Source organism: Mycobacteroides sp. PCS013 (assembly GCF_049532645.1).
Taxonomy (GTDB): Bacteria; Actinomycetota; Actinomycetes; order Mycobacteriales; family Mycobacteriaceae; genus Mycobacterium; species Mycobacterium gwanakae.
In genome coordinates, this window is the sequence record NZ_CP150131.1 from 964,696 (window position 1) to 979,689 (window position 14,994).

The following is a 14,994-nucleotide window of genomic DNA, read 5'->3' on the forward strand; positions in this document are numbered from 1 at the left end:
ATGAAGGAGAGACCGATGACGTTCTCGTCCGAGCACGACGATTTCCGCAGTACCGTCCGCCGGTACATCGAAGAGAAGATCAACCCCCACGTCGACGAGTGGGAACGCGAGCAGATGATGCCGCTGCACGACGTGATCGCCGATATGGCCAAACTGGGGCTGGTCGGCCTCGAGTACGACCCCGAATACGGCGGACAGGGCGCCGATCACCTCTTCACGCTGGTGCTGGCCGAGGAACTGGGCCGGGTGGACCACGGCTCTTTCCCGATGGCCTTCGGAGTGCACATTGCGATGGCGACGCCCTCGCTGCACAAGCACGGCACCGACGAGCTCAAGCGCGAATTCCTGGCTCCGGCGCTGCAGGGCGAGCAGATCGCCGCGATCGCGGTGACCGAGCCCGACGCCGGATCCGATGTGGCCGGTATCAAGACCCACGCCCGCCGCGACGGCGACGACTGGGTGATCAACGGCTCAAAGATGTTCATCACCAACTCCGTTCAGGCCGACTGGCTGTGCGTGCTGGCCCGCACCTCCGATGAGGGCGGATACGCGGGGATGAGCCAGATCATCGTCCCCACCAAGACGCCCGGGTACCAGGTGCGCAAGCTCGACAAACTGGGCATGCACGCCTCCGACACCGGTCTGATCACCTTCGACGACGTGCGGGTGCCGGTGTCCAACACCATCGGCGAGATCGGCCGCGGGTTCCAGCAGCAGATGTCGCAGTTCGTCATGGAGCGCATGTTCGGCGCCTACGGCATACCCGCCAGCGTGAACAGGGCGTTGCAGCGCACCAAGGAATACGCGTTGGCGCGCCACGTGTTTGGCAAGCCACTGACCAAGAATCAGCATCTGGCCTATCAGTACGCGGGGCTGGCCGCGCGGGCCGACATGCTGGAGGTCTACAACCGCGACATCGCCGGCCGGTACATGGCGGGGGAGAACGTGACCCGCAAGGTCACCATCGCCAAGCTCACCGCCGGACCGTTGGTTCGCGAGGCCGGTGACTGGTGCCTGCAGGTGCACGGCGGCATGGGGTACATGACCGAGACGTGGACGTCGCGGTTCTTCCGGGATCAGCGTCTGCTCAGCATCGGCGGCGGCGCCGACGAGGTGATGATGCGGGTGCTGTCCCAGATCGACGGATTCTCCTGAGGCTGAGCGGGGAATCGAGCGGAGAAAGGCCTTTCTACGTGCCCACGTCTATGCGACAAACCGGGACCGCCGCGAGAGTTGTCGCATAGACGCGGGCACTGGGGACATGTCCCGGGAATCCATGGGCGCCCTCAGACCCGCGCCAGCTCCTGTTCCACCGACGCCACGTCGGAGACGTTCACTCCGATGAGTGTCAGGTCGTGCAGGCGCTCGGGCGTGACCTGCGAGGTGGCATCCTCGACCAGCACCGCGCGGTAATCCCGCTCGGAGGCGTCGAACAGCGTGGCGCGCGGGCAGTTCGGTAGATTGCAGCCCGCCACCACGACGGTCGAAACACCCCGGTCACGCAGGTGCTGCTCCAGCTCGGTCCGGTAGAAGGCGCTCCAGCGGGGCTTGAACACAATGTGCTCCGCGGGGCCGACTTCCTGAAACCCGCCCGCCAACAGCAGCTCTGAATCCAGCTGAGCCTCGTGTGGCAGCAACTCGGTAGGGATCTGGGAACCGTCGGTGCCGGGTGCGGCAACCTCGAGGCCGGCGAGAATGTCTGCGCGACGGGGCAGATCGGTGTCGGTGCCGCCCGGTACATAGAGCCGCACCACGTGCACGATCGGTCGACCGGCCTGGCGGAAGGCCGCGATCAGCCGACCGAGCGCGGGAATTCGATCAGCGGTCCCGGGCACCGCCATGGCGCCGGAGACGAACTCCGCCTGCACATCGATGACCACCAAAGCTGAACTGTCCCACTGGGGAGCGACGAAGCTTGTCACTCCCCAACACTAGATGCCCAACCCGGCAGTGCCTACACCTGCACGGTGACCGGCTGCACGCCCCAGATCTGCTCGCAGTACTCGGCGATGGCTCGGTCCGAGGAGAACTTGCCACCGCGTGCGGTGTTGAGGATCGACATCCGCGTCCACGCTGTCACGTCGTGCCAGGCGTCGGACACCCGCTGCTGGCATTCGATGTACGAGGAATAGTCGGCCAGCACCAGGAACGGGTCGTGGCTACGCAGCGAGTCCACGATCGGCGCGAACACCGACGGATCTCCACCCGAGAAATGGCCGCTGGCAATCAGATCCAGCACGGCGCGAAGTTCGTCGTTGAGTTCGACGAAGTCCTCCGGCCGGTATCCCTCGTGCACCAGGCGCTGCACCTCGTCCACGGTCAGCCCGAACAGGAAGAAGTTCTCGGGGCCGGCCTCCTCGCGCATCTCGACGTTGGCGCCGTCGAGCGTGCCAATGGTCAGCGCCCCATTGAGCATGAACTTCATGTTGCCGGTGCCCGAGGCTTCCTTGCCCGCCGTCGAAATCTGCTCCGAGAGATCGGCTGCCGGATAGATCAGGTGCGCGCTCTTGACGTTGAAGTTGGGCAGGAACGCCACCTTGAGGAACTGGCTGACGTGAGGGTCGTTGTTGACGGTCTCGGCCACCGCGTTGATGAGCTTGATGATCCGCTTGGCCATGAAGTATCCGGGTGCGGCCTTGCCACCGAAGATGAAGGCGCGCGGGGCGATCCGCAGCTCCGGGTTCTGCTTGAGCCGGTGGTACAGCGTCACGATGTGCAGCACGTTGAGGTGCTGGCGCTTGTACTCGTGGATTCGCTTGACCTGGATGTCGAACATCCAGTTGGGATCCAGATCCACCCCGGTGGTCGCCAGCACGTACTCGGCGAGCCGGGCCTTGTTGAGGCGCTTGACCTCTCGCCACTGCATCCGGAACGACGAGTCCTCGGCGTACGGTTCCAGCTCGCGCAGCCGCTCCAGGTCGGAGATCCAGCCCTCGCCGATGGCGTCGTCGAGCAGCTCGCGCAGGCCCGGGTTGGCCAGCGCCAGGAACCGGCGCGGTGTCACCCCGTTGGTCTTATTGCTGAACCGCTCCGGCCACAGCTCGTAGAAGTCCTTGAGCACGCTCTCCTTGAGCAGCTCCGAATGCAGCGCGGCCACTCCGTTGACGGCGTGGCTCCCGACGGTGGCCAGGTGCGCCATCCGCACACTCTTGCCGCCCTCCTCGCCGATGAGCGACATGCGCCGCACCCGGGCGTCATCACCGGGGAAGCGGGAGCGGACCTCGTCCAGGAAGCGGCGGTTGATCTCGTAGATGATCTCCAGGTGCCGGGGCAGCGATTCGGCGAACAGTCCCAGCGGCCACGTCTCCAGCGCCTCGGGCAGCAGGGTGTGGTTGGTGTACCCGAAGGCCGCCACCGTGATCTCCCAGGCCTCGTCCCAGCCCAGGCCACGCTCGTCGACCAGCAGCCGCATCAACTCTGCGACGCCGATGGACGGGTGAGTGTCGTTGAGCTGCAGGGCGAATTGCTCGGCGAGCTCGTTGACCGGGCGTTCGGCCACATCTTCCAGGATGTGCAGCACGCGCTGCAACGAGCAGGAGACGAAGAAGTGCTGCTGCAGCAGCCGCAGCCGCTTACCGGCCTCGGGTTCGTCATTGGGGTAGAGCACCTTGGTGACGGTTTCGGAGGACACCTCGTCCTCGACGGCCTTGTAGTAGTCGCCCGCATTGAAGGCGTCCAGCTCGAAGGATTGCACGGCGCGGGCGCTCCACAGCGTCAGCGTGTTGCAGGTGTTCACGCCGTAGCCCTGGATAGGAGTGTCGTACGGGATGCCCTTGAGGAAGCGCTGCGGGACCCAGCGCGCCCGGAAGTTTCCGTCCTCGTCCAGGTACTGCTCGGTGTGGCCGCCCCACCCGACGATGAAGTTCAGGTCGGGTTTGGCAATCTCCCAAGGGTTTCCGTTGTCGAGCCAGTTGTCGGTCTTCTCGACCTGCCACCCGTCGCGGATCTCCTGATCGAAGATCCCGTACTCGTACCGGATGCCGTAGCCGATCGCGGGGCGATCCAGGGTGGCCAGCGAGTCCATGTAGCAGGCCGCCAGCCGGCCCAGGCCGCCGTTGCCCAGGCCCGGCTCTTCCTCGCACTCGAGCACCTCGTCGAGGTCCTGGCCCAGGGCCGAGAGGGCATCGCGAGCCTGCTGCTCGATCTGCAGGTTCAGCAGGTTGTTGCCCAGTTGCGGCCCCATCAGGAACTCCGCCGACAGATACACCGCCACCTTGCGGCTCAGGTCCAGGTAGGTCTGCATGCTGGCAATCCAGCGCTGCTGCATGCGATCTCGGACCGCGAGCGCCAGGGCGCGGTAGTAGTGCGCGGGGGTGAGCACGCTTGCCGGACGCCCGATCGAGTACCGCAGATGATCGATGATGGCTCTCTGCAGAGTGTCGGCATTCAGGCCGGTGCGGGAGTGCTCGTCATGGTCAAGTTCGGCGGAGTGCGTCATGTCAACACCGTGCCATCGAATGGCGCACGGGAAAACCGGAAATAGGCGACCGGCAGGTTACTGGGGGGTGACCACCACCCGCACTCCGGACGGCTCCTTTGCCGCCCAAACGGTCTCGATATCGGCCAGCGGCCGGGCCAGCGTCTGTAGCTGCAGGTCACCGCCGTCGACCATGGCGAACAGCTTCGGCAAGGCCTCGGCGCGCGCCCGCATCAGGGCTTCGGGCGGCACGCTGCCGATCCCGACACCGGACAACGTGATGCCGGTGCTGCGCAAGGTGGAAGCATTCACACTGATTGTCTCCCCGGTCATCGCGCCGATCTGCACGAAGCGGGTGGCATGGAAATGCGCCGACGGGTGACTGGCCGCCAACGCATTCAGGGTCTGCTCGGCGGGGGAGCCCCACAAGTAATCCAGCACCGCGTCGAACGGGTGCGCCGCGTGCCGCGTCGTGATGCTCTCGGTGAGGTCATCGCTGCCCAGCGTGATGACATCGTCGGCTCCCACCGTGCGCAGCCAGTTCAACCGCTCGGCGTTACGGCCCGCGACCGTCACGTGCCCGGCGCCGAACACCGATTTCGCGAGCTGCACCGCCAGTGAGCCGGTCACTCCAGTGGCTCCGAGCACCAGCACGTGCTGGCCGGGCTGCACGGCGGCGCCATGGGACAGGGCCAACCAGGCCGATATTCCCGGGTTGGGGATCGCGGCGGCGGTCACCGAATCGACGTGCTCGGGCACCTCGACGGCACCGGCCGGGTACACGACGGTGCGTTCGGCCATCATCCCGTACGGTGCGAGCGATCCGCTGTACACCCGCTTGCCGTTGGCCAGCCGGGCGACACCGTCGACTCCGGCGATCGCGGGAAGGCTGATCTCCTTGCTGCTGTAGTGCTTTCCGGAGATGACGGCCCGGGTCAGGTTGGTCAGGGCCGAGGCCTCTACGGTGGCGACCTCGGTGCCGTCGGTGGGCTGCGGGTCCGGGAAGTCGGTGTAGGCGGGCTGCTGCCCCCATTCATGCACGACTGCTGCCTTCATGGCGTGCTCCTCAAAGTTTCTGTAGAAATGGTTTCCATCGAAACCATATGAACAATGTACGGCGCGTGCCGCCGGATGGCAATATGGTTTCCATGAAAACCAAGTCGGCACTGATCGCCAGCATCAACACGCTGGTGGGTGCTGTGGGGGACAAGTTCGAACCGGACGAGGATTCCGATGCCGAACGCGATTTCATGGCGCAGAGGTGCCCGCACCGGATGGAGCACCTTGTCAGAACGCTGCCGACGCTGTCGCTACATCTGCTGGCGGCGATTGCCGAGGGGCCGGTGAGTGTGGTGGGTCTGGCGGCGCGCTCGGGCCAGCTCAAGGGCACGGTGTCCAAGCATGTGCAGCGGCTGGTGGACGCGGGCTGGGTTGAGCGTGTGCCGATTCCCGGTAACCGTAAGGAGATTGAGCTCATCCTGACCGCCGACGGCGGCATCGTCGTCGACGTCCACAGCACCCTGCATGAGGAGATGGAGCATGGCGTGCGCGACTTCTTGCAGCGCTACAGTAATGCCGATCTGCAGGTCGTCGAGAAGGTGCTGCAGGACCTACTGGCCTCCGGTAGGGACGGCGTGCGGATCGTGGCGGCCGAGGGCTAGGCCGGTATCCAGTTGCCGTGGAACTGGAAGGGTATGCGCGCCGGAAGGTGAACGGTCGCAATCTTTTCCATTGACTGAGCGTCAACGATCAGCATGTTGCTCAGTTGAGTGCTGCGGTCATACTCGTATCCGATCAGCACCCCATCGCCCTCCTCGGCGTCCGCTGAACGCGGCACGGGCGAGAACTCGCCGGGTATGTGTCCGGCCTCCAGCTTGTGTTCGGTGGTGCCACCGCCGGTGAGGTCGTAACGGATCAGTGAGGCACGGGCGTCATCGAGGCTTTGCAAGGTGTCGATATCGGTGTCGCCGACGCTCGTGGTGAAGCCGTATCGGTGCGGCAGGCTGACCCGGCGCGGGTCGACCATGGGGAACTCCTGGAGCCTTTCGTCGGTCCATGATTCCTTGACCACACCGGTCTCCAGGTCGACCTCCCACCGGTGCAGCCGTGGACGCCCCGTCCCCAGCACGTCGGCGATGTTGTACTCCGAGTCGTCCTCGGGTCCGGTGATCCGGCAGGCGTCGATGACGATGGTGCCGTCCTCTTCGTGTGCGTTGAGGGTGTGGAACACATAGCAGGGTTCGATCTCGAACCAGCGCACCGTCGCGGGTCCCTGGCGGGGGATCACGCCAATTCGGCTGGGATGGGAGGCTTTCCAGCGCAGGGGAACCTCGGCGGTCTTGGGTAGGGGTGCGCGGGCCACCAGCGGACCGAGCAACGCGGGCGGTTCGAAGCGGCCGAGGAGCCCTGCCGCTATCCGGGTGATGAACGGCGGTGCCGACGCGGGTGCGACCTTGCGCGTCAGGAGGTTGAGGTCGATCACCAGCGGGCAGTCGAAGATCATCACGTAGTTCTGGCTCAGGGCGATGTCGTGCAGCAATGGCCTGCCCGGCACGTCCAGGGGCACACTCTTGCGCACCGTGCCGTCCGGGCCGATCACCACATAACGCGCCACCGCCGGTCCGACGAGTTGGTAGGTGACCGCGTGCAACTCGCCGGTGACCGGATCCAGCTTGGGATGACCGGTGTATCCGCCTTCCAGCGTGCGGCCGAAATCGCAGGTTCCGACGGTCTCGAGTTCATCGTTGAGCTCATAGGGCGCCAGACCGCCCTCGGCGCTGACGATCGTCTTGCCGGCGAAACCAAACACGTTGGTCTGCGGGGACACAGTCGTCACACCGGCCCGATAGTTGGCCGGTTTCGGCTTCTCGCCGAGCAGTCTGGATACCTTCGGCGTGCGCACCCACCGGCTCCGGTACCACTCGGCGCGGCCATCGCGCAGCCGCACGCCGTGCACCATGCCGTCGCCAGTCGCACCGAATACCGAGTAGTTGTTGGGGTCATATTGCCCGGGAAGGGGATTGGGACCGGTCCGGACGTAACGTCCGTTCAGGAACTTCGGTATCTCACCGGTGACCTGTAGGCCGGTTGCTGTTGTCTCCCGATCGACCGGGAGCACGTGCTCGTCCGAAAGTAGATCTATTTCCATGTCGACATCCTTTGGCTGCATCATTGAAGCTAGAACGTAGAGTCAAGCTCGACGGTAGACCCAATGAATGGGTATGGCAAGGATGGAATCCGGTGACTACGAGTCGGTGGGCAGTGCGGCCGGATAGGCCGCCGAGATCCCCGCGATGATGAAGGTCGCGCACGTGCGCACCGCCACCGCAGGGTCGATGTGGTGGGTGATCGCGGTCAGCACCCCCGACATGATCGCCCGTGCGCTCATGGTCGCCAGCAGCAGGCGCCGGTGCGCCGCGGCCTCGTCCTGCGCCGGATCCCCGAGCTGGAAGATGGACATGATGCGGGACACGGCGTCGGTGAGCACCTGTTCGTCGAACCCGGGAACCCGGGGCGCCGTGGAATCAGCCAGCAATTGCATGCCCAAGGGGCGAGCGGCCGCATGGTTGAAGAACGGCTCCAGCGCCGCGCTCAGTGATGCCGTCGGGTCGTTCAGGTCGAGGTTTTCCGGCATCGACACGTCGTCGAAGATCGCGCGCATCAGGTTGGCCTCGCGTCCGACGAGCCGGATGAGGAGTCCGTCCTTGGAGCCGAAATGTGCGTAGAGCGTCTGTTTGGTCACCTGGCCGGACGCCACTATTTGATCCATAGTGACTGTCCCGCAACCCTGTTCGGCCACAACGGGTAACACCAGATCGAGTAGCTCGTCATCGGTGGGCCGATAGCCGGGGCTGCGTGACGTCACTGCAGTACCGTAACCGCTTGGGGCGGCGGTTAGTCGAGCACTTTGATGGATAGCATGGGTTTCGGCGTATCTCCATGCTCCAGCCGGTCCCATACCGCGTCGATCAGCGGTTGCAGTAGCAGTGCGCCCATCTGCCGAACCATCACGGACACAACCTGAGTGGATTCGGGGCGTTCGGTGGGGGCCATGCCCTCTTCGCGGAGTGTGGCCACCTCGTCGCGGGTCAGCTGAATCAGCGCGGTCAGCATGCTCAGCTGTTCTTCGGAGGGCTCGAGCACGGCCCGCCGTACGTAGTTCACGATCGGGGGATTGGCCTTGAGCATCGCGACGACGGCGGCGTCGCGGGCCGCGGCGAGCTTGCGCGGGTCCTTCTCTTCGCCGACCGATCGCAACGCTTCGACGTGGTAGTCGACCACCAGCTGATCGACGGCCTGACGCAGACCGGCCTTGGTCTTGAAATGGTGTTGCACCAGCCCCAGCGTCACCCCTGCCGCGGATGCGACCGCGCGCAACGAAATTCGCTCCTCGCCGTACTGGGCGTACAAATCCAGCGCGGTATTGCGAATGCGCGCCTTCGCGGTCAGGTCCTCGTCAGTCGCGCGCGGGTTTGCCATGAGACTCATCGTACCGCACCCCTTTACAAACGAATCTGAAACGATACACTTGTATTGTCTCGACGAGGAGGTCACTGAAAGATGTCTGCACTTTTCCCGGCTTATCGCGCGTCCTGGGAGACCGATGCGCACCGCGACCTGCGCAAGCATGCCGCCGAGTTCCTGCGCAAGGAGTCCACGCCCAACCAGGAACGCTGGAGTGCCCAGCATCAGGTTGACCGCGAGTTCTGGAACAAGCTGGGCGACGCCGGCCTGCTTGGCCTGGACCTGCCCGAGGAATACGGCGGGGCTGGAGGCGATTTCGGCTTTTCGGCGGTGGTCGCCGAGGAGCTGGCACTGGCCCAGGACACCGCGACGGGCTGGGGCGTGCACTCACCGATCGTCGCGCACTACATCAACACCTACGGCAACACCGAGCAGAAGGCCCGCTGGATGCCCGGCATCGTCAGTGGCGACCTGGTGCTGGCCATCGCGATGACCGAGCCCGGAACGGGTTCGGATCTGCAAGGGGTGCGCACCAGCGCGGTCCGGGATGGCGACCACTATGTGATCAACGGCTCGAAGACGTTCATTTCCAACGGCACCCATTGCGACCTGCTGGTGATCGTGGCCAAGACCGATCCGTCCCAGGGGGCCAAGGGGATATCGCTCATCGTCGCCGAGACCAAGGACTTACCCGGATTCGAGCGTGGCCGGGTGCTGGAGAAGGTGGGGCAGCACGGGCAGGACACCCGCGAGCTGTTCTTCAGCGATATGCGGGTGCCGGTGGCCAACCGGCTCGGCGAGGAAGACGGACAGGGGTTCATCCAGCTCATGACCCAGCTGGCGCGTGAGCGCCTCATCATCGCGGCGGGGAACGCCGGCATGGCCGAGGCCGCGGTGCTGGAGTCGATCAAGTACACCAAGGAGCGTCAGGCATTCGGCCAGCCGCTCATCAAGTTTCAGAACACCAGGTTTCAGCTGGCCGAGTTGAAGGCCGAGGTGCTGTCCATCAAGACAACCGTCGACTGGTGCATCCAGAACTACATCGACGGTGTCAACGATCCCGCAACGGCTTCGATTGCCAAGCTGGTAGCCACCGACAAGGGAGTCGCGGTGGTCGACCGGTGTGTTCAGTTCTTCGGCGGATACGGCTACATGATGGAGTACCCGATCGCCCGTGCGTACGCCGCCGCACGCGTCAACAAAATCTACGGCGGCACAAGCGAAATCATGAAAGAACTCATCTCGCGGTCTCTGTGACCCGGCACGGTAAGGAGCCGCAATGAAGCAGCAGAACAAGGTTTTCGTGGTCGGCGTCGGCATGACGAAGTTCGAGAAACCCGGAAGCCGTGAGGGCTGGGACTACCCGGCCATGGTCAAGGAGAGCGGAACCAAGGCACTCGATGATGCCGGGGTGCGCTACGAACAGATTGAGCAGGCCTTCGTCGGAAACGTGTACGGGGATTCGTGCTCCGGGCATCGCGCCCTCTACGAGCTGGGTCACACCGGAATCCCGATCTATAACGTCAACAGCAACTGCTCGACAGGATCGACCGCACTGTTCATGGCGGCCAACGCCATTCGGAGCGGTCAATCGGACGTGGTGCTGGCCGCCGGGTTCGAGAAGATGGAACGCGGCTCGCTGAGCATGAAGTACACCGACCGCGAGTCACCCTTGCTGCCGCAGATCAACCGTCTCGGTGAACTGACGCCGCCGCAGATGCCTATGACCGCATGGATGTTCGCCGCTGCGGCCGAGGAGTACATGCGCGAGTACGGCCTGACCGCCGAGCAGTTGGCGTGGATCGGCTACAAGAACCACAAGCACTCGGTGAACAACCCGTACAGCCAGTTTCAGGACGAGTACTCGCTGGAAGACATCCTGTCGTCGCGGAGCATTGTGGCGCCGTTGACCAAGCTGCAGTGCTCGCCCACCTCGGACGGGTCGGCGGCAGCCATCGTGGCCAGTGAGGAGTTCGTCGACAAGCACGGACTCGCCGATCAAGCCGTCGAGATCGTCGGACAGGCCACCGTCACCGACCGGGCCGACACCTTTGACGGCACCGCGGCGGGCATCGTCGGCGCACACATGAACAAGGCGGCGATCGCCGCCGTTTACGAGCAGGCGCAGATCGGCCCCGAGGATATCGACGTGGTGGAGCTGCACGACTGCTTCTCGGCCAACGAGGTCCTGGTGTACGAGGCGCTCGGGTTCTGTGAGCAGGGGGAGGCCGGCAAGCTGATCGACAACGAGGACACCACCTTTGGCGGCAAGTGGGTGGTCAACCCGTCGGGTGGCCTGATCTCCAAGGGGCATCCGCTGGGCGCCACCGGGCTGGCCCAATGCGCGGAACTGAACTGGCAGCTACGCGGGCAGGCCGACAAGCGTCAGGTCGCGGGAGCGGCCACCAAGGATGGTGTGGCACTGCAACACAACATCGGGCTGGGCGGCTCGGTGGTGGTGACCGCGTACCGCCCGGCGCAGCGTTAAGCGGCGCGCACCAGTCCAGAGCGGGCGAACCGTCCGGCAGGGGAGAACCGTTCCAGGATGGCATCGGCGGGTTCCCCCGCCCACTCGGTGATGAGATTCTTGGCCGCCTCGATCGAGGTCACCGCCTCGAACGGCTTCGGATCATCGAGCAGGCTGAAGAGTTTGGACGCGAATCCCTCGTGCACGTGGCCCGCCGCGAAGAACAGATCGCCGTAATCGTGCAGCTCGTCGTCGCCGAGGTAGAGCCGGGTCACCAGCTGCGCGGCACGTGCCCGCCGGTCGTAGAACTCCTCGAAAGCCGCAGTGAGCCAGGCGGTGTCGAAGGGGCCGTCATGTGCGGCGGCCTTGTGAACCAGCGCGGCCGCCTGCACCAGGCCGCCCTGTGCGCCCTGACCGGCGATCGGGTCGTAGGCCACCGCGGTATCGCCGAGCGCCGCCACGGGATGTCCGCTGGCGGTGTGTCCCACGCCGTGCCGTACGAGCTGGGTGACGGCGCCGGTGATCCACGAATGCGGATCTTCCTCGATGACGTTGAGCGACAACACCTCCGGGAGATCCCAGTCGATGTACTCGCGATGCACGTCAGTAACGGCCTGTAGTGCGGAAGCGGCGCTGTCGACGGCCGAGTAGCGCCGTTCCCAGTCGCTACCGGGCTTGGCCCAGGTGAGGAACGACCACGACGGTCCGGCGTCCTTGTGCAAGTAGGGTCCCCACCATGCCTCGCCCTGATCGGTGATGAACGAGAACGCGCTGTGGCGTCCACCGGCGGGTCCCCGGTGTGCGAAAACGTCGGGCCCATGTCCCAGACCCGCAACGGTCAGCATCAGCAGCCGGCGCTGGGGACGGTCATACACTGTGCGGGAAGCGTCCACCGGGAACAGCGAGGACAACCCGCCGCGGCCGGTTGCCACCAGCGTCAGGTCGTGGGCACCGGCGATGGCGTCGAGCCTTTCCGGATCCACCTGCTCCACCACCAGACGTCCGCCGCGCTCCTGGAACTGGACGAGGCGATCATCGGCCTTGAGCCGGGTATCGACGGCGACACCCTGCGTGCCGCCGTCGAAGTCTGCATCGAAGGCGATGACCTCGGGGCGGCCGGGTTCGCTGCCGTCGACCAGGCGCACGCTGAGTCCAGTAGAGGTGGGCCCGGGCTCCAGGTAGCTGGTCAGCCCCAGGCTCGCCTCGGCACGTTGGGCCTCGCCGAATATCAGTGCGGTGCCGGTGGCCGGCACGTCCTCACGCAAACTTCGCTGGTCCCGGTCGCTGTAGATCGTGACGTCAAAACCCTTGTCCAGCAGCCCCAATGCGGCCGTGGCGCCAGTCTGTCCCGCGCCGATGATGGCCGCCTTGCGCCCATGTCGTGTCGTCATGCCGCCACTATCGGCGCGCGATCTTATGTGCGAAAGGCACCCGCTCATGGTGATTGCAAGGTCCATAATCGGGTGTGCAAAATCGGCAACAGCTAGAGCCAGGGTTTCAGTACCTGCTGGTTACCGATGCGCTTCGAGGCGCTGGGCAGTTGAGGCAGCTCAAGGTTGGCATCGGGGTCCTGTGCTTCTCGATCGTGTTGTTTGCTGGGGCTACCCAGTTCATCCCGTTGGGCCCACAGGGCGTGTGGCCACGCAGTATTCAGGCCATCGCGGCTGCCGTAGCGGTAATCGTCGGCCTGTGCTGGATCATGTTTCCCTGGCCGAGCCGGCGCGGCATGGTCGCGTTTGTCATCTGGGCGGATGTCACCCTGGCGATAGCGGCAGCCACATTTTCCGACCCGACCGCCAGACTTTCCGCGGTCGTATACCTGAGCCTGGTGGGCCTTCTTCCCACATTTTTCCTGGGTAGGCGCGCATTGGTGATCCACTGCGGCTTCGCCCTGGCGTTGTTCGGCGTGCTGGTAACCATGAACATCCTGGTCGACGGTGCGACCTGGTCCTCGCAGTTCACCTACGGTGCACCCGCACTGGCCGCGGTGGTGCTGATGCCGGCCATCATCCAGGTGGTTCTCGAAGGAGGCCGCGACTCGATCCTGGCCGCGGCGGTCTCGGCGAACCGCGATCCGCTGACGGGCCTGTTGAACCGTCGGGGGGTGACCACCGCGATTGACCTGCTGCACCAAGACCGCATCGATGCCGTCAACGTCGTTGTGGCGCTGATGGATGTGGACGGACTCAAGGAACTCAACGACTCCCGCGGCCACGGCGCCGGTGATGAGATCTTGAAGGCAGTGGCAGCCATGCTTACCGCGCGCACACGGGTCGGCGAAATCGCCGCACGCATCGGCGGCGACGAGTTTCTGGTCGTCGCGTTTCCCGGACGTGCCGAGGACATCGAGAGCACCGTGCGTCGCGTGAGCACGCCGCGCGCGGGCATCGACTCGTGGAGCGTCAGCGTCGGCGCGGCCTGGCAGTCTCGAACCGGAGGCGGAATTGACCTGGATTCGCTTGTCCAACAGGCAGATTACGAGCTGTACAAGGTGAAAAGCTCGCGCGGGATGTTAGATCCCCAGCACTGATCCGCCGTTAGAGCACGACCACCGAGCGCAGCACCTGCCCGTGATGCATTTTCTCGAAGGCTTCTTCGATATCGCCGATGTTGATGCGTTCGGTGACGAAGCGATCCAGGGGCAGGCGGCCCTGCTGGTACAGGCTGACCAGGGTGGGGAAGTCCCGTTCGGGTAGGCAGTCGCCGTACCAGGAGGACTTCAGCGATCCGCCGCGCGAGAAGAAGTCGATGAGTGGCATCTCGAGTTTCATGTCGGGGGTGGGCACCCCCACCAGCACGACGGTGCCCGCCAGATCGCGGGCGTAGAACGCCTGCTTCCAGGTTTCCGGGCGGCCCACCGCATCGATCACGACATCGGCACCGAACTCGCCGGTGAGTTCTTGCACCGCGGTCACCACGTCCTCGACCGTGCGGGCGTTGATGGTGTCGGTGGCTCCGAAGTCCTTGGCCCAGGCCAGTTTGGTGTCGTCGGTGTCGATGGCGATGATCTTGCGTGCCCCGGCCAGCTTGGCCCCGGCGATCGCGGCGTCCCCGACCCCGCCGCATCCGATGACCGCGACCGAGTCATCGCGCCCGACGTTGCCGGTGTTGACGGCGGCACCCAAGCCGGCCATCACACCGCACCCCAGCAGGCCGACCACGGCCGGATCGGCGGTCGGGTCGACCTTGGTGCACTGACCGGCGTGCACCAGCGTCTTCTCGATGAACGCGCCGATGCCCAGGGCGGGGGTCAGCTCAGTGCCGTCGGTCAACGTCATCTTCTGAGTCGCGTTGAACGTGTCGAAGCAGTACTGCGGGCGTCCGCGCTTGCAGGCCCGGCACACTCCGCACACCGCACGCCAGTTCAGGATCACGAAATCACCCGGCTCGACAGTGGTGACGCCCTCGCCGACCGTCTCCACGATCCCGGCTGCCTCATGGCCCAACAGGAACGGGAACTCGTCGTTGATACCGCCCTCGCGGTAGGTCAGATCGGTATGGCAGACACCGCACGCCTGCACCTTCACCACAACCTCACCGGGGCCCGGATCGGGAACCACGATGTCCACCAATTCCACCGGAGCCTTCACTGACCGAGCGATCACACCGCGCACAGTTTGAGACATGCGTCAGACGCTACAGTCCC

Annotated in this window: 13 protein-coding genes; 5 read left to right on the forward strand and 8 right to left on the reverse strand. The window is 64.9% G+C overall.

The window, feature by feature from the left end:
* Window positions 1-15: 15 nt before the first annotated feature.
* A complete protein-coding gene (locus tag RHO23_RS04775) occupies window positions 16-1,155 on the forward strand; it encodes an acyl-CoA dehydrogenase family protein (protein WP_057968481.1) in 1,140 nt (379 codons plus the stop codon).
* A 131-nt stretch (window positions 1,156-1,286) separates the two neighbouring features.
* Here RHO23_RS04775 and RHO23_RS04780 read toward each other — a convergent pair whose 3' ends face one another.
* From RHO23_RS04780 to RHO23_RS04790, 3 genes are read right to left on the reverse strand one after another with little or no spacing between them, the layout of a single operon-like run.
* Window positions 1,287-1,922 carry a cysteine hydrolase family protein gene (locus RHO23_RS04780; RefSeq protein WP_423488741.1) on the reverse strand — a complete coding sequence of 212 codons (636 nt, stop codon included), beginning with the start codon at window positions 1,920-1,922 and terminating at the stop codon, window positions 1,287-1,289.
* Window positions 1,923-1,954: 32 nt separating this feature from the next.
* Window positions 1,955-4,438, reverse strand: coding sequence for a glycogen/starch/alpha-glucan phosphorylase (locus tag RHO23_RS04785; RefSeq protein ID WP_070916274.1), 2,484 nt, complete (start codon window positions 4,436-4,438; stop codon window positions 1,955-1,957).
* A gap of 57 nt (window positions 4,439-4,495) precedes the next feature.
* Window positions 4,496-5,473 (reverse strand): quinone oxidoreductase family protein, encoded by a 978-nt coding sequence (locus RHO23_RS04790; protein WP_423488742.1) that lies wholly within the window; start codon window positions 5,471-5,473, stop codon window positions 4,496-4,498.
* Window positions 5,474-5,565: 92 nt separating this feature from the next.
* On the opposite strand from RHO23_RS04790, the gene RHO23_RS04795 reads away from it, so the two are divergent.
* Window positions 5,566-6,078, forward strand: a complete 513-nt coding sequence (locus RHO23_RS04795) for a MarR family winged helix-turn-helix transcriptional regulator (RefSeq protein ID WP_070917138.1) — start codon at window positions 5,566-5,568, stop codon at window positions 6,076-6,078.
* On the opposite strand, the gene RHO23_RS04800 is transcribed toward RHO23_RS04795, so the two are convergent.
* The 3 genes from RHO23_RS04800 to RHO23_RS04810 form a co-directional block, all read right to left on the reverse strand.
* The gene (locus tag RHO23_RS04800; protein WP_423488743.1) at window positions 6,075-7,565 is read right to left on the reverse strand and encodes a carotenoid oxygenase family protein; all 1,491 of its coding nucleotides are present in this window, start codon (window positions 7,563-7,565) and stop codon (window positions 6,075-6,077) included. The genes RHO23_RS04795 and RHO23_RS04800 overlap by 4 nt on opposite strands.
* A gap of 96 nt (window positions 7,566-7,661) precedes the next feature.
* Entirely contained in the window at window positions 7,662-8,282 is a 621-nt protein-coding gene (locus RHO23_RS04805) for a TetR/AcrR family transcriptional regulator (protein ID WP_423488744.1), read from the reverse strand.
* 29 nt (window positions 8,283-8,311) lie between these two features.
* A complete protein-coding gene (locus RHO23_RS04810; RefSeq protein WP_423488745.1) occupies window positions 8,312-8,896 on the reverse strand; it encodes a TetR/AcrR family transcriptional regulator in 585 nt (194 codons plus the stop codon).
* An 81-nt stretch (window positions 8,897-8,977) separates the two neighbouring features.
* On the opposite strand from RHO23_RS04810, the gene RHO23_RS04815 reads away from it, so the two are divergent.
* Window positions 8,978-10,138, forward strand: a complete 1,161-nt coding sequence (locus RHO23_RS04815) for an acyl-CoA dehydrogenase family protein (RefSeq protein WP_423488746.1) — start codon at window positions 8,978-8,980, stop codon at window positions 10,136-10,138.
* A gap of 22 nt (window positions 10,139-10,160) precedes the next feature.
* A complete protein-coding gene (locus tag RHO23_RS04820; protein WP_264921578.1) occupies window positions 10,161-11,369 on the forward strand; it encodes a lipid-transfer protein in 1,209 nt (402 codons plus the stop codon).
* Here the strand turns inward: RHO23_RS04820 and RHO23_RS04825 are convergent.
* Window positions 11,366-12,739 carry a styrene monooxygenase/indole monooxygenase family protein gene (locus RHO23_RS04825; protein WP_423488747.1) on the reverse strand — a complete coding sequence of 458 codons (1,374 nt, stop codon included), beginning with the start codon at window positions 12,737-12,739 and terminating at the stop codon, window positions 11,366-11,368. The genes RHO23_RS04820 and RHO23_RS04825 overlap by 4 nt on opposite strands.
* A 74-nt stretch (window positions 12,740-12,813) precedes the next feature.
* Between RHO23_RS04825 and RHO23_RS04830 the strand changes: the two genes are divergently transcribed.
* Window positions 12,814-13,878: a GGDEF domain-containing protein gene (locus RHO23_RS04830; RefSeq protein WP_264921580.1), complete on the forward strand. Its 1,065-nt coding sequence runs from the start codon at window positions 12,814-12,816 to the stop codon at window positions 13,876-13,878.
* 7 nt (window positions 13,879-13,885) lie between these two features.
* Here the strand turns inward: RHO23_RS04830 and RHO23_RS04835 are convergent, their stop codons facing one another.
* Window positions 13,886-14,974 carry an S-(hydroxymethyl)mycothiol dehydrogenase gene (locus RHO23_RS04835; protein ID WP_217339552.1) on the reverse strand — a complete coding sequence of 363 codons (1,089 nt, stop codon included), beginning with the start codon at window positions 14,972-14,974 and terminating at the stop codon, window positions 13,886-13,888.
* Window positions 14,975-14,994 lie beyond the last annotated feature (20 nt).